The organism is Bacillus sp. (in: firmicutes) (genome assembly GCF_031983925.1).
GTDB classification, from domain to species: domain Bacteria; phylum Bacillota; class Bacilli; order Bacillales; family Bacillaceae_G; genus Bacillus_A; species Bacillus_A pacificus.
The window spans coordinates 83607-105216 of the sequence record NZ_DALYZR010000008.1; the positions used below are offsets into that span (position 1 = coordinate 83607).

Sequence of the window (21610 nt, forward strand, 5' to 3'; positions counted from 1 at the left end):
TGTTATTATTGTTTCACATAATTAATTATTTGTCCAATGAGATGCTCTCTAGGTTAAGTAATTTACTATTTTAAAAAGCTGAAGAAGCCGCTAAAATAGCGCCTTCTTCAGCTTTTTATATTTTTTATATTTTTTTAAATACTTGCTGTAGCAGCTATGTTATGAACACAAGAAATAAACTCATAAGTGAATGCGTCAATTTCCTCTTTCGTAATAATATACGGCGGAAGTAATCGAATAATATTCCCTTGTGTTACATCGACTAACATTCCTTTATTCATTAACTCAATCTGTAATTTCTTCACATTTTCATTCGTGTCATTCACACTTATCCCAAACATCATCCCCGCATGACGCACTTCCTGAATATAATAAGAATTTTCTTTCTGAATGTCTTGCAGTTTGTCATTCAAATATAGTGACGTTTCATATGCTTCTTGCATTAAACCATCGTCAAGTAATGTATTTAATACCGTTAAACCTAAAGCCGTTCCCATTGATGAATGAGCAAATGTTGTACCGTGATCTCCTGGTGCAAATACATCACATAACTTTTCACCTACAATAATTCCGCCAAGTGGTATCCCGCCTCCTGCTCCTTTACCAATTTGAATAATATGTGGTGTAATATTGAAATTTTGATAAGCAAATAGTTTTCCTGTTCTCCCCATACCACTTTGAACTTCATCAACGATAAGTAGTACATTATATTTCTCACATAAATTTTGAACACCATGTAAATATTCACCCGATAATGGATAAATTCCCCCGCTTCCTAATACAGGTTCTAACATAATTGCAATTGGATTTTCATGAATAATTGTTTTTTCTAATTCCTCTATATTCTCGCGCTCAACTTCATATACCGGGATCGATGTTTTAGGGAAATTTTGATATACACTTTCTTGTCTCGTAAAATGAAGTGCTCCTAACGTACGCCCGTGGAAACTATTCTTCAGCACTACAATTCCTTCACGTTCTTCATGCGTAATAGCTCTATATTTATCAATTAATTTCAACGTTGTTTCTGTCGCTTCCGTACCAGAGTTTGTAAAAAAGACCTTTCCGTTTTTTAAAGAGCAATCAACTAATTTCTTTGCATACTCAATTGCAACTGGGTTTAAAAAATGAAACGGTAGATGCAACGACTTCGTAACTTGATCCATTGTCGTTTGCACAATTTTCGGATGATTGTATCCTAATACATTTACGCCTACACCAGAAAATAAATCTAAATACTCTTTACCATCCACATCATACAGCTTACACCCTTCTCCTCTTTCTATCGCAAGCTTTGTACGACAGTACGTTGACATCATATACTCTTTATCTAATTGAAACCAATCCGACATGTTACATTCCTCCTAGTTATTCTCCCTGTTTTATTTCTGTTCATTTTCTTTAAATTCATATATAAATTCATTTTTAAGTTTAAAATTTTAATAGTAATGTTCTTCCCGATATTCATTTTTCCATAATTTCTTCTATTTCAACAGGTCCACTACATACGCGTTTTTCTCATCTAGCGGTCTGTTACTGGTTTGAACTTAGCGTGTTATACATAATCAACGCTATAAAATCATATTTAGTAACAATGGACAAAAAAGATTTGGAGGCTATATTGATGGATGAAAACTATGATAAACAGAGGCAATCTTTACTAGGGAAAGACTTTAATGATAATGAAGAACGTAATGAACAAGCTATACTTCACTCTCAAACAGTTGGTTCACGTGGACCTGTTCTAGAGCAAGATAGTGTGCTTCACGAGGCGTTACAACAATTTATTCACGAAAAAATTTTAGAAAGACCTGTTCATGTAAAAGGATTTGGTGCATTTGGTTATTTTCAAACGATCTATCCAATGTCTGAACATACGAAACTAAGTTTTCTACAACATTCTAATGAGAAAGTTCCTGTTATGGTACGATTTTCACTAGCTGTTAGTACGAAAGGAACACCTGATACTTCTAGAAATGTACGCGGTTTTTCTACAAAATTTTATACAAAAGAAGGTATTTTCGATCTATTATGTAATCACATTCCTGTCTTTTCTGTACGCGATCCGATGCGTTTCCCTGAAACAATTCAAGCGTTGTCACCTTCACCTAAAAATAACTTAATAGACCCTAATAGATTTTGGAGCTTTGTCGCTAGAGCACCTGAATCCATACATTTCGTTGTCCGTTTGTACTCTGATAATGGTACAGCCAAAAGCCTTCGCCACATTCCAGGACATAGTGTAAATACATATGTTTGGAGAAATGCAGAAGGTAATCGAAAGTACGTAAAGTATCATTGGTACCCATTTGAAGGTGTACAATTCATTACTAGCGAGGAAGCAAATAAACTGGCTGCCGAAAACCCTGATTATAGCGGGAAAGATTTATATGATGCAATTGCAAACGGTAAACCAGTGGAATATGGTTTATATGTCCAGCTCATGGACCCGAAAGATGAAGCGCATCTTTCTTACGATCCTTTAGATGATACAAAAATATGGGATGAAAAAGCGTATCCTCTTATACCAGTCGGCAAAATGGTATTAAATAAAAACCCTGAAAATTTTATGGAACAAATAGAAAAAGTCGCTTTCTCCCCTTCTAATTTACTTGACGGTGCTGAATTATCAGATGATAAAATGTTGCAAGGGCGAGCTAACATTTATAGTGATTCCCAAAGAAAAAGAATTGGTCCTGAATTCCGCAAATTAACGATTAACCAACAGCAAAATTGGACACCTGCTAATCAAATAACGAGCGGTGACGGAAGGTACGTTGATGGTAAACTTGAGAGAACTTCTATATCGAAACAAGATGACTTTACGCAGGCTGGCGAATTTTATGCGACGTTAAAACCGATAGAAAAAGAACATCTTGCTGAAAACTTAGCTGGTGATTTGAAAGTTATATCCGATGATATTAGGAAGGTCGTTTTAGAGTATTTTCATAACGTGTCTGTTGATTTGGTGAAGAGGATTGAAACCGAAATAAAAAAATAATAAGACGTAAGCACGCATCGACTTTTATTCATAAAAAAGAGCCATTTATCTAACCGTTTTTAGTTAGCTAAATGGCTCTTTTTTATTTTTTTACCACATTATATCTTTTCAGAACTACACTTCCGAATTTATTAAATATCCGATCCATCAAGAAGCCCATCAATCCAAGAATAACAAGACCGACAAAAATCCAATCTGTTTTGAAATATAACCTTGCATTCCAAATCATATAGCCAATTCCTTCATTAGCTGCAACCATTTCAGCTCCAACAATAGCCATAAATGAGGATCCCATCGCAAGCTTTGCTCCAGTATACATATAAGGAAGTGCAGCAGGTATGATGACATGGAACATAATTTGCCATTCTGATGCTCCCATACTTCTCGCTGAACGAATTTTATCTTCTTCAACAGCTTGCACACCGGTAATTGTATTAATCGTCACGATAAAGAAAGTTGCATACGTAATGAGGAAAATTTTAGATTGCTCTCCAATACCAAACCAAAGCATAAATAATGTTATAAAGGCAAGAGGTGGAATAAAACGAATAAAATTGATAACTGGATCAAATAGCGCTCTTAACCATGGGATTCGGCCAATTAATAACCCTACCGGAATAGCTACAAAATTCCCTAAAATCCATCCAGCTATTACTCTTAAAAAACTAACTCCTATATATATAAATAAGGAACCATTTTGACTCAGTTCAATCGCTCCATACAAAACTGCTATCGGACTTGGCAAAAATTGCGGATCAGAAAAACTCGCCACAGCACTCCATATTGCAAGGATAAGTATCCAAGCGATAATTCCACTTTGTAATAGCTTCTTTTTTAAACCAGTCTTGAAATTATTTGTTTCATAAATAGTATCTTTTCTTGCACTCTCATCTTTCAATGCGCTCATATTGGGACCTCCTTTCAATCAAAGTGTGATTGGATCATTTGATAATAGTAATTAAATTCTTTATCTGTAAATGTTCTCTGATACGGTAGTGGAATATCGTAAATCTTTTCAATTTTTGAAGAAGGTCCTTTAGACATTACCCCTATTCTTTGCCCAAGTAATAAAGCTTCCTGAATATCATGAGTGACAAAAATAATCGTTTTGTTTGTTTCTTTCCAAATTCGAATTAACTCTATTTGCATCGTTCTTCGAGTCATTGCATCGAGCGCTCCAAATGGTTCATCCATTAATAAAAATTCCGAGTCGTTGGCTAAAACACGTGCTAATTGGACTCTTTGTTTCATACCTCCAGAAAGTTCTCTTGGGTATTTTCCTTCATGCCCATCTAGCCCAACTAGTTTTATATAATAAGAGGATATTTCGTTTCGAGTCTGCTTTATCATTTTTTTCATTTTCAAACCAAATTCAACATTTTCTTTAATTGTTAGCCACGGAAAAAGTGCTGCGTCTGCTTGTTGAAAAACGACACCGCGATTTCTGTCCGGCTTTTTTATTTCTTCATCATTTACCATAAGTTCTCCTGATGTTTTTTCAACAAATCCAGCAATCATACTGAGTAATGTAGATTTCCCGCATCCGCTCGGGCCAAGTAATATAAAAAATTCACCATTCCCAATTGTTAAATTTACATTTTCTAAAACAAATTGTTCATTATTAAATGATTTAGATAACCCAGAAATAGAAATGGCTACAGGAGATTTCAATACTTCTTTTTCACTTACTGTACTCACCATACTTCACTCCTATTCTATTTATAAGTAACAGATTCAGGGAAAGCTTTCTTTAGTGATTCAAGATCAATCTTATCTTTCAATTCATATTTATCTTTCAGCTTCCCTTTTTCTTCTAACCATTTTTTCATATCTTCTAGATGCTTAGCATCTTCTTTAGTAAATCCAAGAACATAGTTCTGTCTTTCAATATCTTTTAATGCGTCTTTCTCTGGTAGTTTCAATTGTTCAAAAGCAAGTTTTGCTGTTTCTTTTTTATTGTTTTCTACGTATTTTATGCCTTCAGAAAGAGCCTTAAGTGCATTTTCAACTGCTTTTGGATTCTTCTCGACAAATGATCTTTTTGCTAGTAAATAGCTGTCAATTGTAACGCCCGCACTTTCTAAATCACCTAATTTTGTTACACCTTTTATATTTTTAAATTTATCCTTTAACGCACCAGAACTCCAAACAGCATCTATATCACCATTTTTCATCCCTACAATAGCTTCGTCTGGTGTACTATATGGAACGAAGGTAATATCCTTTTCATTAATATGTTTCGCTACCAAATATTTCGCCCAAACATACTCCGTTACAGTCCCTTTAGGTACGCCTAACTTTTTACCTTTTAAATCATTTTCTGTTTTAATCCCCTCTCTAACTAGAAGCTCATTGTCTTTTGATGATTTTTCATTTCCTCGCGTAAGTGTTGAAATTACGACCATATCCCCTTTTCCTAACGAATTTAAAAGCGCATAATCAGCAGCAAGACCTGTATCAGCTTGTTCGGTTAATACCGCATTTACTGTATCAATTCCATAAGCAAAATTTGATAGTTGAGCTTTAATACTATTTTTCTCAAAATAACCTTGTTTCTCGGCAGCTCTAAACTGAAAAGAACCACCCGCCGCTGTATCTATAGCCATTTTCACCGTGGCCGTTTCTTTCCCATTACTTTTCGTCGTTCCCGCACTTTCTTTTGAAAAGCTTGAGCACCCTGCGACAGCTAAACTGGTAATCATTGATAAGCTTAAAAATAAAGGCTTTAATTTCACCATTTATCACTCCTCCATAACAATTTGTTCAAACTTGAAGCGGGATTTTATTTCACCACAATATTACGTTAAATTATTACAAATAAAGAAATGGCAACATTTTGTCATATAACGAACCTATCAAGTTCATTTTAATAAGTGGGGGGAAATTACTCTCCCCACACTTTAATTTACTAGCGTTAATCTCGTTTTTTATTTATTTCTTCCAATGTCGCTACACAAAAATCTCCGGTGCCGTAAGATATTGTCCCTTCGACTGTCACAACGGATTCCGTACCAGCTTCTGCAGCATTTGGTACTCTAAATGCTGCTATATCAAGGGGAATAATTTCTTTCTCCTCTGGTTTTTCTAGTTGAGGTACCCACTCATACGGTACACGATACGCACGGTAAACCATATTTGAGTTTCTGTTATTTTTATATGGTGAAATATATTCCCATACAAGCTCATGCTCACGAGTAACTTCAAAAATCCGACCATCTGCTCCTTCAGTAATCAATGTGTTTCCGTTTGGCAGCCTTTGAGCAGAACTAATATATGGACTGTAAAATCGATATGAATCTAAAGGAGCTTGATACCCAGCTTCAGTTGGCGTATATTGCCATTCAATTTCTAAAGTTACTGGATTAATTTCTAAAATCCTCGAGTGATCACGAACAGCATTTTTGGAACCGTATGGAGATGCAGGATTTGGAAGACCGTATCCTGCCCAACCACCATTATCAAATACGAGTAAATTCCCTTCTCCAGGCAATCCTTTCGGAATGATATGTGCATGATGTTGTCCAATGATCCATCCTAAATGCTTAACATCTGGGCTAGAATAATCAGGACCGAGTTTCCAAACTATATTTCCTGTCTTTTTATCAATAATGGCAATTATATTTGACTCTCTAGCATCCCAAATAATATTTTCAGGATGAAAACGTTCATCTCCTTGATCATAAAACTTATTCGGACCAATTGTAGACATAGAATTGATATGCATCCAATCTCCATCCGAATTACCACCAAAGGATCTAATATTAGGATTACGGAATAGTACATTTTTAGCACTTTCATCAAATCCAAGTTCTTCAAAATGATCACTGACAGCCCATTCCCAAATAATATTCCCTTTCCAATCTACTTCAATAATTACATCATCTAATAACGGCTTATCGGAGATATTCGGATTATGTACATTTTTATGCGCTAAAATTAGCGTATTTCCACTTTCTGTTTTCGGCTCTAATCCTGGCGCATAGTACCCGACAGGATTTCCTTCACGTTGGTAATCATGATGAGCTCTAGCCATCCACTGCGAGGCATGTCCTGGGTCTTCAATATGTTCCAGACGGTTAAATTTCCAGACGATGTTTCCTTCCCAGTCAACTTGAACTAAATCGACTTCATCCTGAAAACCAAACTCAGGATCTCTTTGTGCTGTATGACCAAAAACATATCCGCCTGGTAACACCTTGTTTGGAAATCCCCGTAACCCTTTCCATAAGTGTACTTCTTTCCCATTCATATCAATTAATAAAGCACCATGATCTGCAGCTTGATAAATTGTATAACCACTCCAAGCTTTCCCGGGATTATATACTGTTGCCCCTGTTGGATAAATTGTTGGATGTCCCATTCTTTCCACTCCTATTCATATTATCGATGTTTTTTGAATTTTCAGTCCTAAATAACTAGACTAATAGCATTCTTCGTTACTCCTCCCTATTCTCATTACTTAGTTTCATAATCGTATGAGAAAGTTGTTCTAAATTATGGGCTAAGCGTTTAAAAACTTCGGCCTGCACGTGTAATTCTTCTGTTGAAAATCCATCGAATAAAACAGACATAAAACTTGTTCTTATATTATGATTTCGCTTTATAAATTTCAGGCCATCTTCAGTAATATCAAGTAAAGTGATTCGTCTATCTTCCTGATGACGTTTCCGAATAGCCAGGCCTCTTTCTTCTAACTTATCGCATAATGCCGTAATCGCTCCTGATGTCAAATCCAGTTCTTCTGCCAAATCAGTTAGACGTTGCTCACCATCTTGAATAATTTTGTTTAATATTAAGAAGCCCGGCAACATAATACCTTCAATCTTAATTTTGTCGCGTTCCTTCACAAATTTACGGACCATTTTACGAAACAACCAATCTGTTTCTTCAATTAATGTTGGCATCGTTTTGTTCATATCTCCTCCGCTCCTTGCTCTATGAATAATACAAAAAGGCACGAACACATTTCAAAATTTCGAAATGTATACGTGCCTTTGGTTATCCAATCAGCTATTCAAATTGTTTTAGCATTAAAATAATGAGTGGTAAAATAAGTAATATCCACATATTAATCCACTAATACCTATCTGTCAAGTAGGTTTTAAAAGTATTTCGTTCTAATTTATCTATTTATTGCTGTTGAACATTATTTATATGTAACTCCATTCATAACAATACACTTAAAATATAAAACTCCCCCACTTTACATAACTACTAGAGCGAGGGAGTTCTTTCTAAAACTGCTTTATCAATCACAAAATAACAATTTTCAGAACTAAAATCTTTTTTATTGTTCACTACTTCTCCTTTTGAACATAAACATTTCCGCAGTTGTTTTACTTAAATCTTCGGAAAAATAACGACTATTTCAAAAAGTAAAAAACGTGTCATCTTAATAAGTAAGACAGCACGTTTTTTACTTTTCATTTTAAATTATAATTAGTTTATACTATTTCGGAGCTGATTGATAAAGTCATAGGCTGCATTTGAAAACACTTGATTCTTTTTCCATATAATATTTAAGTTTGCTTCTAATTTAGGTTGTAATGGTTTAAAACAAAGTTTACTGCTTATATATTTATTTTATCACTCTTGTTAAAAATTTTATTTATTCTTGTGAGAAGAGAATGTGCCTATATATTTTTCTATACAGCAATAAAAAGACTTATAGAATGATTCTATAAGTCTTTTACTATAAGGAATTAACCTACCCATCGATTAACAAATCCAAAAACCAAAAGATTCGCGATGAATAAATTTCTAATAAATCACTATTCTCTCTAATCATCAAAAAGTTCACAATAGTTGAGCAGTTCCTCTTACTGCCTCGTAGCCAAAATATATTCCAAACAGAATTAAAACAATGCCTGCTACTATAGAAATCCATTTCATTACTGTATGATTAATAAATCTTCTACCAAAATGAATAGATGTAGCCATAAATATATCCCAAAGCATAATCCCAGCAAAAATGGCTGCACTATACCATAAAGCTTGTTCTTTTCCAATAGTATTCATAGCACTAGTTAAAACTGATCCATATATCCCTATCCAAAAAATAATATTTAATGGATTAGAAATTGCGATAGCAAACCCCGATAGAAAAGATTTTAAAGGATGTTCTTTTTCACCTGATGAAATATATTGAACTTGTTTAGTAGCTTCTTTCATACTTTCATAGCCTAAATAAATCATCGTTACAAAACCAAAAATCCAAATACAAAGTTGAGCAACGGGAGTTGTTAAATAAGTCGAAATACCAAAGTAAATTAAAAACATCATTACAACATCTGCTGACATCGCCCCGACTCCTACTAACCATGCACTCAAAAAACCATTTTTTATTCCTTTATTTATTTGAGCAACATTAATCGGACCGACTGGTGCAGACAATGAAATCCCTAATAATATATAACTGAATATCATGCTAATCATTTATCTTTACCCCCGTAATAGGACATTTAAACCTTTCTCTAATTTTTCTATCTGTTTCATAATCTAATATTGGCTCATATGTATATTGTTTATACGATATAGCTGCTTCTTCTAACAGTTCTACTACTTGTTTATACATATTTATCCTCCCCTTTGATTTCATTACACAATTTGAAAAGATAGCCTTTTCTATTGCTGTTCCCGCTCCCTATTCTTTTTCACAATATATTCAATTATAGTTTACGACACAATTAAATTTGAAATAAAATACATATTTGTAACATAAATGAAATTAAAATATAAAACCTATATTAATCATTATTTTCATAATAGTCAATCATTTTGATGCAAATCATAATTATCTATGTTTGTATACTTAATTCTATTTGTTATTAATTCATACGATAAAAGTACCTTATTATGTAAATTACGGAAATGCATTTAAATATTTTTCAACAAAAATCAGAATTTACTTATTATTAACTCCGAAATCTAGAACTACTTACCTTTGTATGTTTCAATATTTTAAAAATGTAAAAGTCACTATAAATAAGAAATATCAAATAAATATAATAGATTTATAGTAAAATGAAAAAATTCAAATACATCATTACTTTTCTTGTAACAGCACATAAAAACCCCGAATCATGGGAAGTAAATTGCTCATGATTCGGGATTTTTTAAGAGTATATTTTAATAACAATTAAATCACATACAAATCCTTATATACCTCTATAGTAGAACTCTTTTCATCTATTATTTATTAAATTCAACTTGCATCATTTTATTAAACTGTGTAAGAATATCAACCGGACCTAAAGAGTTAACATTGACAGCAAATGTATGCTTGCCTCCAATTACTCCACCAGCAAAAGTCATAAATCCAGGAATTGATCCTCCGTGCCCCCATACTGAGACACCATTTGGAAGTTTAGTCTCATAGATTCCAAGACCATATCCATCACCAACCCCTTTTCCTTCTACAGGAACTGTAGTAAGCATTTCTTTTAGCTCGCGTTCCTTCAGTAACTTACCACCGAGTAAAGATGAAAAGAACTTGTTTAAATCATCAGCATTAGAAATCATATCTCCAGCTGCATTAGCTAAACTTGGATTATAATACGTAATGTCTTTCAACTCGCCTGTTTCTTCCATTTTCACATATCCACGAGCATGATTCTTTCCTGGGATGACGGGTGAATTTCCTGGTAAAAACGTATTTGACAAATCCAAAGGTTCAATAATTCGATTTTCAATTTCTTCCCCATAACTATTACCAGTTATTTTTTCAATTAGCATTCCCAATATTACATATCCTGTGTTTGAATACAACCAATCTTTGCCCGGCGAGAAATCTGGAGGCAGAGAAAGGCCTATTTTCACTATTTCTTCTGCTGTATACGTTTTTTTCGAATTCATTACGTCAGCGTCTTTTGATTTTAAATATTCAGCGATACCACTCGTATGGTTCAATAGTTGACGTATCGTAATTTGATTACCATCATACCCATTCCCTTGAATAAGACCTGGTAGCCACTTCTCAATTGGATCGTCAAGTTGTACGCGATTTTCTCCTACTAATTGAAGGACAGTCGTGGCGGTAAAAGTTTTTGTCACACTACCAATCCGAAAGCGATAATCCGATTTCACCGGTTTCTTTGTACTTAAATCCGCCACGCCAGCAGTATAACTATTAATTTTCCCTTTATTAGACGTCTTAGCTAATACCCCTGGCGCCCCAATTTGTATAGTTTCCTGCATTACTTGTTTCCAGCCATTCCGATTCTTTTGATCATGTACTTTTGACGAATTCGAAATACTTTGAGTAGACTCTGCCTTCACAGTAAAACCAGGTGTAAATAGAGTAGTACCCGCTAATAAAACTGTCAAACTCGCTAACTTCATTGAATTACGTTTTTTCATAAAATTCTCTCCCCTATTCCTATCGTATTGATTCAAGCTATACTTTTATCCTATATGATAAAACTCTCTTTTTTCTTATCCATTCCTTACGAAATACTTACTCTTAAAATTTAACAACAAGAAAAAAGTAATGTATGAAAATAAAAGAGAACGTGTTTTCAATTTATGAAAACACGTTCTCTTTTATATTTAAAACCCTATATCATTTTTTTAGTTTATTCACTTTTACCATCCTGCACTAGCGTTCATGCCATTTCCGATAATAGAAAGTAATAGTGGCCATAATACTGGTGCTAACGTAAGAAATAAATTTAGCAGTATAAGTATTCTATATCTCCTAGGAATATGGTGATTTTTACGATTAACAAATACTAAAATCACTAATAATATTATCGTCATTACAAATAAAAGTAATACTAACAACCAATACCAAACCATTAGACTGAGACTCCATGGCTGTAATAGCTCGTGTACAATACCAAAGGTAATTCCCAATACTGCAAAACTAAAGGTAGTAACTGTGGTTTTAATAAACAATTTACTTAATTTTTTATCGTATGTATACTTACAATATAAATCGATTAACGTGTATAAAGATAAAAATGCCATTAATACACCTACCCAAGACAATAACCAGTCTCCGCCTCCTCTAACTAATATAAACAGAAACCAACACATCCCTGCTGCAGAAAAAATAAAGGAAAGGAGTATGTTTTTCAATACCGGTTTCATTCTATTTTCACACCCTTACAAAAATTTAAACATAAATAATAATTTTTTATTTACATGCTACTCGTAATTATTTCATCTATTTTTCATTCTATATTGATGAAGTGAAGATAGCCTCACAAAAAATGTAACGAGCAATACTCTACTAAGGTAACCTTTTTCCATTGGTAGCGATATAAAAAAGTAAGTATACATTACCACGTAATTAAATATAAGTAAATAAAATTAATTTACAGTTAATTTTATTTACTTATATTAACTTCAAACCTTCCCGTCTCGCTCTATCCATTGCACAGTCTTTTCCACATCTAACTCTGTATACGTCTTTTCTCCATAACGGACAGACTCATATATCGGAATAATATCTCGCGTTCTACAAATTCTCGTTAACCATTGTTGCATCGTTTCATAGGACCTTCTCTGTTCATGAAATGGTAATGTTCTTTCCCATTCAACTAACGTTTTTCTTATCGTATTTGTCGGTAACGGCCGTTCTAACTGATGCTTCACTTTCTCGTTCTTTTCGATTCTATCCGTATTTTCTTTTGTTATCGATTGTTTATCCTGTTGTATTTCTGATTTCGTTACCTTTTTCCTAACGGATTTATAAAGAAAATATATAATTATCCCTGCAATAACTACATAAAAAATGACACTAATCCATGCATTTGAAAGAACAGAAAACACGTCGTTCCATGAATTCCCCTGTTTGAAAAGCGGGATTTTCCTATCTATTTTCGTTCTGGTGTCTACAACTCTTGTTTCTTCCTCTATAATTCTTTCAGGCTCATCAAACTGTTCGTTTATACTAGTAAAATCATAATTTCTTTCCGATATTATCTTAGTCTTACTGGAAAAACGTTCTTTCACTATGTCTTGTACATGCACAACACCTTGTGATAACGTTATCGCACTAACCGTAAAGAAAAGTATCATGAAAACTCTAATACTCCAAATCTTTACCTTTATATGTCGTTCTTTATTAGCCATGACATAAACCCCTTCTTATTCTTTAATTACGACCCATTTATTCGTTCTGGTGTATTTCCTTGGGGAAGTACCAAAAATTAAAGGAACCGCATCCAGTTCCTTTCGCCGGAATCCAGCTGTGTAAAAATAAGAAGAAGATACAGGTGTATCCTGATCTGATATGGAGGCAAGCACCTTTAATACATTTTGCAAGTGTTTCCGATTATCCCCGTTTTTTATATGTAGTAATCCATTATCTTTTACGCTATTAATCCATACTTCAAATGAACAGTTTTGCATAAGCAGTTGTTTACATACGCCTGCCGTTAATTCAATTAGTTCCTCTGTATCATTTCTCAAAGAAATACCACTTTTGTTTTGCAAGTTTAGATAAATCGCATATTTATCTGATTGTGTTCGCTCGTGTTTTTTTGCAGTTATCGCCCCTGTTTTCGCTGTCGCACTCCAGTGGATAGAACGAAAATCTTCATTTTCATACGACTTCACTCCCATTACCTTCGTTTCATCAGATAAGGGTGATGACATCGCTTTTCGAAATCCTCGTGACCATTCTTGTAATTCAGGAACTTGCATTTTCGGAACAGCTGGTAAAACTAAATAGGTCGGCGTTTCAACTCGTTTATATGTTATATGGTTCGTCATAAATCCAAAGGGATCTGTAATGACAATTTCAACTGCTTCCCATCTCGCAATTCCCCTTTTTACAGCTACAGCTTGTAAATCAAATAAAACTGACTCTCTTCCTTTTAAATTAAAATTCATATAATAATTTGAACCTGTACTATGATTTTTGTTTATTTCATCATGATTCCAAGTTAGCTTATTTTCACATTTAAATCGAAATACAACATTAAAAATAGGAAAAATTGATTTGTTTGAAATTTTTATTTTGCATCTGTTCGTTTCACCTATAAAAACATTTGAATTTCCTTGACTGTATTCCCATTCAACACGAGATACTTTACGTATATAAACATGCATAGCACCTATTAAAATTACATACAAAAATACGAGAGATAAAAACAGTAGATTACTTGAAAATATACATAAAATAACTGCTACAACTGACATAACTCCCATTACGAAAGGCTCCGCTAAAGGTGTATACACAAGCTGTTGATTCATCGTACATTCTCCACTGGCACATCAATCGTATGAAGAATTTCTTTCATGATTTGTTCTTTCGTCGTTTTCATCTCCCCCTCAATCGTTAACGTTAAACGATGAGTGCATATGGAAGCAGCAAGTTGTTTTATATCATCTGGCGTACAGTAATCTCTTTCATTTAATATTGCCCGTGCTTGAATCGCTCTCATAAATGCCAACGTTCCCCGCGGGCTTACACCAATTTCAATTAGCTCATGCTTACGAGTTGCTTCAATAATTTCAAGAAGATAATCTTGCACATCATTCCCTACTAACACTTCTCTTGCACGCTTTTGCATCGTAATAATTTCTTCACTTGAAATAATAGAATGTAACGTTTCTAACGGATCATTCATTTGAAACCGATTCATCATTTCCTTTTCAGCTTCTCTCGTAGGATAACCTTGGCGTATTGTGAGTAAAAACCGGTCTAACTGAGCATCTGGTAACGGAAATGTACCGGCTGATTCGAGTGGATTTTGCGTAGCTATAACTAAAAAAGGTTCTGGTAAGGAATGCGTCTGTTTCGCAATTGTAACAGTACGCTCTTCCATCACTTCTAATAACGAAGATTGTGTTCTCGGTACAGCCCGATTAATTTCATCCACCAATACTATATTTGCAAAAATAGGACCTAGCCTCGTTTTAAAATCCGATTCCTTCACATTAAAATATTCGAGACCAATAACATCTCCGGGCAAAGTATCCGCTGTAAATTGTATTCTTTGAAATTTTGCGTCCACGCTTTTAGCCAAACTTTTCGCTAGTGTTGTTTTTCCTGTCCCCGGTACATCTTCTAATAAAATATGTCCTTTTGCTATTAGAGCAATGGCTGCAAGTTCTATGGATTCATCTTTTCCTATAATAACTTTCGAAATATTATTAGTGATTTTCTTTAATGTGTTCATCTATTTATCCCCCCACTTTCTCTTGTTCTGAAAATTAAGAATTATCATTTTCCGAATTATAACACATTACGATAAAAGTAAATATATTCCTGTCAAAATAAAAAAGATGACCTTAGCACTATAAGCTAAAGTCATCTTTCTCATTATTTTACTAACTCTCCATTATAAGCTTTTATATCAAGAGGAGCAGTTAAAAACTGTTTTACTTTGCTAACGAAAGATGTGAAGTGTTCACTCGTATTATGACTCGCAACTGCTGCTTCATCTTTCCACACTTCAACCATCGTATACACATTTTCTTTTTCTATGTCCTTATACAAGTCATAAGAAATATTTCCACTTTCTTCTCTTGAACTATGAATCAGCGGACGAATCTCTTCTAAAAATGTTTGTTGTTTCGCTGGATCTACTTGAAATGTTGCGTGAATAATAATCATGGTGTTTCCCCTCTCATATCTCACTTATTTCTTTTAAAATTACTTCCACTCAGCAACTTTTTCAACTGGAAGACGTACTGATTGGTAACCACTGTCAGCAGCTTTTCCGATTGAAATTAACATAACTGGTACGTAACGTTCTTTATCTAATCCAAACGCTTCAGCAATTTGGTCTTTTTCAAATCCACCAATTGGACAAGTGTCATAACCGTGAGCACGAGCTGCTAGCATAAATTGCATTGCTACAAGACCGCCGTCAATAAGTACAGTATCTTTCATTACTTCTGGTGTAACCATTGAGAAGTAAGCTGAAAGTTTTTTCATTTGATCTTCTTTTACTTCAGCTGGCATGAAACCGCGCTCTACTGCTGTTCCGTAAATTTCTTCTGCATTATCAAAGTTGTTTAAATCACCAAATAAAGCGATCATTGCTGAAGATGTTTCTACTTGTGATTGATTGAACTTCGCAAGTGGTGCAAGTGTTGCTTTTGCTTCGTCACTTTCAATCACAAGGAATCTCCATGGTTGCATGTTTACTGATGATGGTGCAAGTGTTGCTTCTGTAAGAATTTCTGTCATTTCTTCTTTGCTAATTTTCACTGATGAGTCGTATTTACGAATGGAACGACGTCCTGTTAAAATTTCGTTAAAGTCATTTGTTTTTACTGAGTTAGTCATAGTTGTATTCTCCCTTTTTTAAAGTTCTTTTATATTTTCTTGAATGTGATTTAACATATTTAAAAGATTATCGCGTTCTTCCTCACTTAATCCTTTAAATGCAGATGCTGCAAAACGTTCTTTTTCCTCTTGAAACGCCTGGATTTTATTTCGTCCCTCTTCAGTTAGAGAAACTAACGTAATTCTGTTATCATCTGGATTTTTACGTCTTACAATCATTTCATTGGCCTCAAGCTGCTTTAAATGCCTCGTTATCGCCGCATTATCAATATTCACTTCTTGCTGAAGTGCTTTTTGACTAATTTCACCTACTTCATATAACTGAAGTATAAGCTCTAAACGAGATTGGCTCATACCCGTACACCCTTCAAACTTCGAACTTACTTCCTTGTTTAGAAAGTGTAATTTATATAAAATAATCGCTTCTTTTGAGCATGAACTTGTCAAATTACCCCTCCTTTACATCCAATTCAAAAACGTTTGATATATCAATAGTTGATACGTCAATTAATATAATCTATATCGATTAAGAATGCAAGCATTTTGTTTTCATTTTATTTTTTCCAAATTAAGGCGCTTTGTAGCGTTACAAAAAATGTAAATTACATTATAATAGTAATAATTTAAATGACTGGAGTGTGATTGTAATGCGGCAATACACAAATAGAAATGAGGAAATGAAAATGGAAAATGAAATGAGGATATTGATATATGACAACAATAAATATAGGGATTGTCGCGCATGTAGACGCTGGCAAGACGAGTTTGACTGAACGTATTCTTTATGAAACGAATGTGATTAAAGAAATTGGCCGAGTTGATGGCGGAAGTACGCAAACAGACTCAATGGAATTAGAAAGGCAGCGCGGAATTACGATTAAAGCATCCGTCGTTTCTTTCTTTATTGATGACTTAAAAGTAAATGTCATCGATACACCGGGACACGCTGATTTTATTGCTGAAGTGGAGCGATCATTCCGCGTTTTAGACAGTGCAATCTTAGTTATTTCTGCCGTTGAAGGTGTGCAAGCACAAACGAAGATTTTAATGCGAACGTTACAGAAACTAAACATACCGACTATTTTATTTGTAAATAAAATTGATCGTCGTGGTGCAAATAGTAAAAAAGTTGTAAAGCAAATAAAAACGATTCTTTCAAATGAAGCATTCCCCTTTTACTCTGTCCTAAACGAAGGAACAAAGGAAGCTCGTATTATTGAATATAAATCATATGATGATTGTATAGAACGATTAGCACCATATAATGAATCGTTACTTGAGTCATATGTAAATAACGAAATCGTAACGGACACAATGTTAAGAGAAGAACTCATTAAACAAATAGCGCAAGCAAATGTGTATCCGATTTTCTTCGGTTCCGCAATGACGGGTATAGGAGTATCTGAACTACTTGAAAATATTTCAGCCTTACTTCCAGCTAATAATCTGTCTCAAGATGAAGAATTGTCCGGTATTGTTTTTAAAATTGAACGTGAACCTTCTGGAGAAAAGATTGCATATGTAAGAGTTTTTTCTGGTAACTTACACGTTAGAAAACATGTTGATATACAGCGCGATCAGTCTCTACCACATAAGGAAAAGATTAAAAAAATGTGCATGTTTCATAATGGAGATGCCGTTCAAACTTCTACCGTTCCTAGCGGAGAATTTTGCAAAGTGTGGGGACTAAGTGATATTAAAATTGGTGATATTATCGGTGCACGGACTGATTATATAAAAGATATTCACTTTGCCGAACCACAAATGGAAGCTGCCATCGATGCAGTACCTAAAGAACGAATTCATGATTTATACGCTGCACTTATAGAACTATGTGAAGAAGATCCACTCATTAAAGTGTGGAAAGATGATGTTCATAATGAACTATATATTCGCCTTTTCGGTCAAGTACAAAAAGAAGTAATTGAAACAACTCTTTTTGAGAAATATAATTTGCAAGTTACTTTTTCAAATACGCGAGTTGTATGTATTGAGAAGCCAATTGGCATTGGGATTTCCGTTGAAATAATAGGTGAAAAAACAAATCCATTTTACGCAACAGTTGGATTCAAAGTTGAACGTGGTGAACTGAATTCTGGCATAACATATAAATTAGGCGTTGAACTTGGCTCACTACCTTTAGCCTTTCATAAAGCGATTGAAGATACTGTATTTCAAACGTTAAAACAAGGTTTGTACGGATGGGAAGTTACGGATATTATCGTTACGTTAACCCATACTGGCTATGCTAGTCCTGTTACAACAGCTAGTGACTTTAGAAACTTAACGCCACTCGTTTTAATGGATGCTTTAAAGAAAGCTGAAACATATGTATATGAACCAGTTAATGCGTTTGAATTAACTGTACCGGAGCAGGCAATTAGTACCGCAATGTATAAGCTCGCTTCTATTTCAGCAACTTTTGCAGAGCCTATATTCAATAATGATTCTTATCAGTTAACAGGATCATTACCTGTTGCAAAAACAGAGAATTTTAAACGCATGCTCCATTCATTTACAGAAGGAGAAGGCATATTTACAACGAAGCCAGCTGGTTTCACAAAGCTGAGACCTCCCTTCCCTACTCGAAAACGTGTTGATTATAATCCGCTGAATCGGAAAGATTATTTGCTTCATGTGTTGAGGGCTTATTAAGTAAAACACGCTGGGTTCTCCTCAGCGTGTTTTACTATTAGAAATAGCTTAATAAATAACTGAATTTTCTGATTTAATTTGAGAAATTTTGAATTTCCATATTTACAATTTATTTTCGTTAACATATTTATTACAATAATTGGTATATAAAATATAAATGAAAGAAGGGGTTTGAAATGAGCATCCAGCTACAGGGATACGAACAAGTCACTCATCTTTTACATACTTGGTACCATGAAATACGCGCTCAACACATATCGACAGCTACCAAGATTAAACATGAAATTGAAGAAATAATTGACACAATTGAAAAGGATCGAAATTTACTACTCTATTATTATCTTCTTGATTTTCGCTTTAAGGTTTTACATAATAACTTAAGCATCGCTCCAAATAGTTTTGACAAGATTGAAACAATATATACTGAAACAGAAAGAACACTATCTTACTATTATCACTTTTTCAAAGCCATTCATTCTACAATTCTCTCAAATAACAATGTAGCAAAAGAGCATTACGAAAAAGCGGAAAATTATATAAATTCATCATCAGATGAACTAGAGAAAGCAGAATTTAACTACCATTTTGCTAACTTCTATTTACATACATATCAGCCACTATTAGCTATTCAATATGTAAGTAAAGCAAAAGAGATTTTTTCTAAACATGTCGGGCACGAAAATAATGTAGCCGGATGCGACAATATATTTGGTGCAGCGTGTATTGATATAAAACAATTTCCACAAGCTGAAGAAAGCTTTAATTCTGCAATAAATATTTACAATAAACAACATGAAGAAACCCTTCTTTTAAGAGTGCGTAATAATTTAGGATTCCTATATGCAAGTCAAAATTTATCTGAATTAGCTATACGTCAATTAACTGATGTTACGAACAAACTTCCAAATCATTTCAAAGCAATTTTTCTTAAAGCAAGAGAACACTTTAAACTAGGAGAATTGTATGTTGCTGAAGAACTAATTACTCGTGGATTAACTATTTGTAAAAACATAGATAATCAAGAATACTTGTATCATTTCACAATTTTAGACCTCATAGTAAAAGGAAGTCCTGCAAAAGTTCTCGAAGAATGTATTATTAATGCTATTATGTTCTTCAATAACGAGCAATTGTTTAATTACACTCAAGAATATACTGAAAAATTAGCACTTGCATTCCATGCGGAAGACAATCACTCTAAAGCAAGCGAATATTTTTATTTGAGTCATCAAACGAAAGAAAAAACTTTTGAAAAGGGAGCGTTAAAATAATGAAAAAATTTACTGGAATTTTAATGGGGTTATCTCTTTCAGCTATCTTATCTTTTGGATTCACATTCTCTGCACAATCAGAAAATGTGAAAGATTCAAAGTCAAATACACCGGTTATTCAGTATAGTCATGCTGATACTTGGTAAAAAACAATTTGTAATAGAAGAAGGTTACGATATATAATCGTAACCTTCTTCTATTACGTTGAGAAATCCTTTAGATTCCCCCGTTCTCTAACAATTCTTCAAGCTTTTCTATCACTCTTGATAAAGCTAAAATTGAATTCTCTGTTTCAAATTCTCCAACATTCACAGAATGATTTGCATTTTTGACAACATCGATCGTTAAATTCGTTTTATATAACTGATCAATTTTATTTGCATTATAATGATGATCTTTATCCCCAATAACTAAAAGTCCTTCGTGATTACTTTGTAAAATAGATTCGAAAATAGATTCAAAATTTAGTAAAGGTGTAAGTACTATCATTTTTGACTGTAAAAAATCTTCTCTCTTCATTAAATCATTTGCAATTGGAATTGTTCCGAGTGATTTTCCTAAAAACATCGTCTCGTTGTATTGCTCACCTTTTAATACTTCATTCATTATAGGATGAATATCACCCATCATTACTTTCGTTACTTCTTCTATTGGTTTATTCATTAATTGTTCGTCGTAAGAATAATGAATATGTACAACATCTATTTTATGTTCAAGCATAAGCATCGTCGCGTAATAAAATAACGGCTTATCATAATTGTATCCTGAACCTGAAAACATAAAGCAAACCGTACTGGAGCCTTTTTCGATATGTGTGTAATGAATTACTTTGTCATTTATATGTACCTCTTTTTTAGTCCCCTTCACCGTCTTCCCCTCCGAATACGTTTATTTTTGTAAAACGATATGTTCTGTGTGAACTGATACCTCCTTTACTTTCTCTTTTATAAACGCAGGCTGTAAGTTATATGTATGCAGTTCTTCTACTGGCACCCATCTAAACAAATACGTTCTACCCTCTTCTTCCAAAATATATTGATCCGCTCCATTCGCAGGTAATTCATGTAGCTCTACTTCATAATAAAAACTAATCTCATGAAACTTTCGCTCAGAAAGTGTAAAGAAATTTTCTACTGACCATATTAATCTCATTCCTTTCATAGGAACAGCTAGTTCTTCCGCAAGCTCACGTTTCAATGCGTCTTCACTATTTTCTAGCATTTTCACTCTACCGCCTGGTACGTACCAAAAATCTTCACCATTACCTTGCAATATAAGGATTTTATTACCGTGTTTACAAATGGCTCCGACTCGGTAATTAAAACATGTTTCCTCAACTTTGAACGTAAGATCCACAACGATTGCCTCCTATACTTCATTTAAAAATCGCTATAAAACTATTATGTATGTATCGTATAAATAAGATTACTAAATTTT

General features: G+C 33.9%; 22 protein-coding genes and 1 pseudogene. 4 read left to right on the forward strand and 19 right to left on the reverse strand.

What is annotated here, in order from left to right; genetic code table 11:
* Nucleotides 1-134: 134 nt before the first annotated feature.
* The gene (locus tag RTP99_RS20385; protein ID WP_001286497.1) at nt 135-1352 is read right to left on the reverse strand and encodes an aspartate aminotransferase family protein; all 1218 of its coding nucleotides are present in this window, start codon (nt 1350-1352) and stop codon (nt 135-137) included.
* A 272-nt stretch (nt 1353-1624) separates the two neighbouring features.
* Between RTP99_RS20385 and RTP99_RS20390 the strand changes: the two genes are divergently transcribed.
* Nucleotides 1625-3001, forward strand: coding sequence for a catalase (locus RTP99_RS20390; RefSeq protein WP_000344200.1), 1377 nt, complete (start codon nt 1625-1627; stop codon nt 2999-3001).
* An 82-nt stretch (nt 3002-3083) separates the two neighbouring features.
* On the opposite strand, the gene RTP99_RS20395 is transcribed toward RTP99_RS20390, so the two are convergent.
* The 16 genes and pseudogenes from RTP99_RS20395 to RTP99_RS20470 all read right to left on the reverse strand — a co-directional run bounded on the left by RTP99_RS20395 (nt 3084) and on the right by RTP99_RS20470 (nt 16694).
* Nucleotides 3084-3908 carry an ABC transporter permease gene (locus RTP99_RS20395; RefSeq protein ID WP_001275005.1) on the reverse strand — a complete coding sequence of 275 codons (825 nt, stop codon included), beginning with the start codon at nt 3906-3908 and terminating at the stop codon, nt 3084-3086.
* A 14-nt stretch (nt 3909-3922) separates the two neighbouring features.
* Nucleotides 3923-4702, reverse strand: a complete 780-nt coding sequence (locus RTP99_RS20400; RefSeq protein ID WP_000255351.1) for an ABC transporter ATP-binding protein — start codon at nt 4700-4702, stop codon at nt 3923-3925.
* A 14-nt stretch (nt 4703-4716) separates the two neighbouring features.
* On the reverse strand, nt 4717-5739 hold the full coding sequence (locus RTP99_RS20405) for an ABC transporter substrate-binding protein (protein ID WP_000239836.1): 1023 nt from the start codon (nt 5737-5739) through the stop codon (nt 4717-4719).
* 176 nt (nt 5740-5915) lie between these two features.
* Nucleotides 5916-7361: an aryl-sulfate sulfotransferase gene (locus RTP99_RS20410; protein ID WP_000509958.1), complete on the reverse strand. Its 1446-nt coding sequence runs from the start codon at nt 7359-7361 to the stop codon at nt 5916-5918.
* A 76-nt stretch (nt 7362-7437) separates the two neighbouring features.
* A complete protein-coding gene (locus tag RTP99_RS20415; protein WP_001044425.1) occupies nt 7438-7917 on the reverse strand; it encodes a MarR family winged helix-turn-helix transcriptional regulator in 480 nt (159 codons plus the stop codon).
* A gap of 523 nt (nt 7918-8440) precedes the next feature.
* Nucleotides 8441-8569, reverse strand: a pseudogene (locus RTP99_RS20420) (LysR family transcriptional regulator); the annotation flags it as partial.
* Between the two features lie 228 nt (nt 8570-8797).
* Complete coding sequence (locus RTP99_RS20425; protein WP_000624899.1) at nt 8798-9436, reverse strand: LysE family translocator; 639 nt, start codon at nt 9434-9436, stop codon at nt 8798-8800.
* On the reverse strand, nt 9429-9575 hold the full coding sequence (locus tag RTP99_RS20430; protein ID WP_000278062.1) for a hypothetical protein: 147 nt from the start codon (nt 9573-9575) through the stop codon (nt 9429-9431). The genes RTP99_RS20425 and RTP99_RS20430 overlap by 8 nt, the downstream gene beginning before the upstream one ends.
* A gap of 617 nt (nt 9576-10192) precedes the next feature.
* Nucleotides 10193-11359 carry a serine hydrolase domain-containing protein gene (locus RTP99_RS20435; protein ID WP_000747158.1) on the reverse strand — a complete coding sequence of 389 codons (1167 nt, stop codon included), beginning with the start codon at nt 11357-11359 and terminating at the stop codon, nt 10193-10195.
* A gap of 225 nt (nt 11360-11584) precedes the next feature.
* Nucleotides 11585-12091, reverse strand: coding sequence for a DUF3902 family protein (locus RTP99_RS20440; RefSeq protein ID WP_046647462.1), 507 nt, complete (start codon nt 12089-12091; stop codon nt 11585-11587).
* 258 nt (nt 12092-12349) lie between these two features.
* Nucleotides 12350-13078: a hypothetical protein gene (locus tag RTP99_RS20445; protein ID WP_001284438.1), complete on the reverse strand. Its 729-nt coding sequence runs from the start codon at nt 13076-13078 to the stop codon at nt 12350-12352.
* 15 nt (nt 13079-13093) lie between these two features.
* Nucleotides 13094-14203, reverse strand: coding sequence for a DUF58 domain-containing protein (locus RTP99_RS20450; protein WP_001075923.1), 1110 nt, complete (start codon nt 14201-14203; stop codon nt 13094-13096).
* On the reverse strand, nt 14200-15132 hold the full coding sequence (locus RTP99_RS20455) for an AAA family ATPase (RefSeq protein ID WP_001094247.1): 933 nt from the start codon (nt 15130-15132) through the stop codon (nt 14200-14202). Before RTP99_RS20455 ends, RTP99_RS20450 begins: the two co-directional genes overlap by 4 nt.
* 143 nt (nt 15133-15275) lie before the next feature.
* Nucleotides 15276-15569, reverse strand: a complete 294-nt coding sequence (locus RTP99_RS20460) for a putative quinol monooxygenase (protein ID WP_000583837.1) — start codon at nt 15567-15569, stop codon at nt 15276-15278.
* A gap of 39 nt (nt 15570-15608) precedes the next feature.
* Complete coding sequence (locus RTP99_RS20465) at nt 15609-16247, reverse strand: nitroreductase family protein (protein WP_000185398.1); 639 nt, start codon at nt 16245-16247, stop codon at nt 15609-15611.
* Between the two features lie 18 nt (nt 16248-16265).
* Entirely contained in the window at nt 16266-16694 is a 429-nt protein-coding gene (locus RTP99_RS20470) for a MarR family winged helix-turn-helix transcriptional regulator (RefSeq protein ID WP_000204172.1), read from the reverse strand.
* Nucleotides 16695-16958: 264 nt separating this feature from the next.
* Here RTP99_RS20470 and RTP99_RS20475 point away from each other — a divergent pair, with 264 nt between their 5' ends.
* The 3 genes from RTP99_RS20475 to RTP99_RS20485 all read left to right on the forward strand — a co-directional run bounded on the left by RTP99_RS20475 (nt 16959) and on the right by RTP99_RS20485 (nt 20319).
* Complete coding sequence (locus RTP99_RS20475; protein WP_000207779.1) at nt 16959-18902, forward strand: elongation factor G; 1944 nt, start codon at nt 16959-16961, stop codon at nt 18900-18902.
* 176 nt (nt 18903-19078) lie between these two features.
* A complete protein-coding gene (locus RTP99_RS20480; protein ID WP_000027217.1) occupies nt 19079-20173 on the forward strand; it encodes a response regulator aspartate phosphatase in 1095 nt (364 codons plus the stop codon).
* On the forward strand, nt 20173-20319 hold the full coding sequence (locus RTP99_RS20485) for a Phr family secreted Rap phosphatase inhibitor (RefSeq protein ID WP_000714748.1): 147 nt from the start codon (nt 20173-20175) through the stop codon (nt 20317-20319). Before RTP99_RS20480 ends, RTP99_RS20485 begins: the two co-directional genes overlap by 1 nt.
* A 70-nt stretch (nt 20320-20389) precedes the next feature.
* Here RTP99_RS20485 and RTP99_RS20490 read toward each other — a convergent pair whose 3' ends face one another.
* On the reverse strand, nt 20390-21040 hold the full coding sequence (locus RTP99_RS20490; RefSeq protein ID WP_000679145.1) for a hypothetical protein: 651 nt from the start codon (nt 21038-21040) through the stop codon (nt 20390-20392).
* Nucleotides 21041-21061: 21 nt separating this feature from the next.
* Nucleotides 21062-21529, reverse strand: a complete 468-nt coding sequence (locus RTP99_RS20495) for an NUDIX hydrolase (RefSeq protein WP_000366238.1) — start codon at nt 21527-21529, stop codon at nt 21062-21064.
* Nucleotides 21530-21610: the final 81 nt, after the last annotated feature.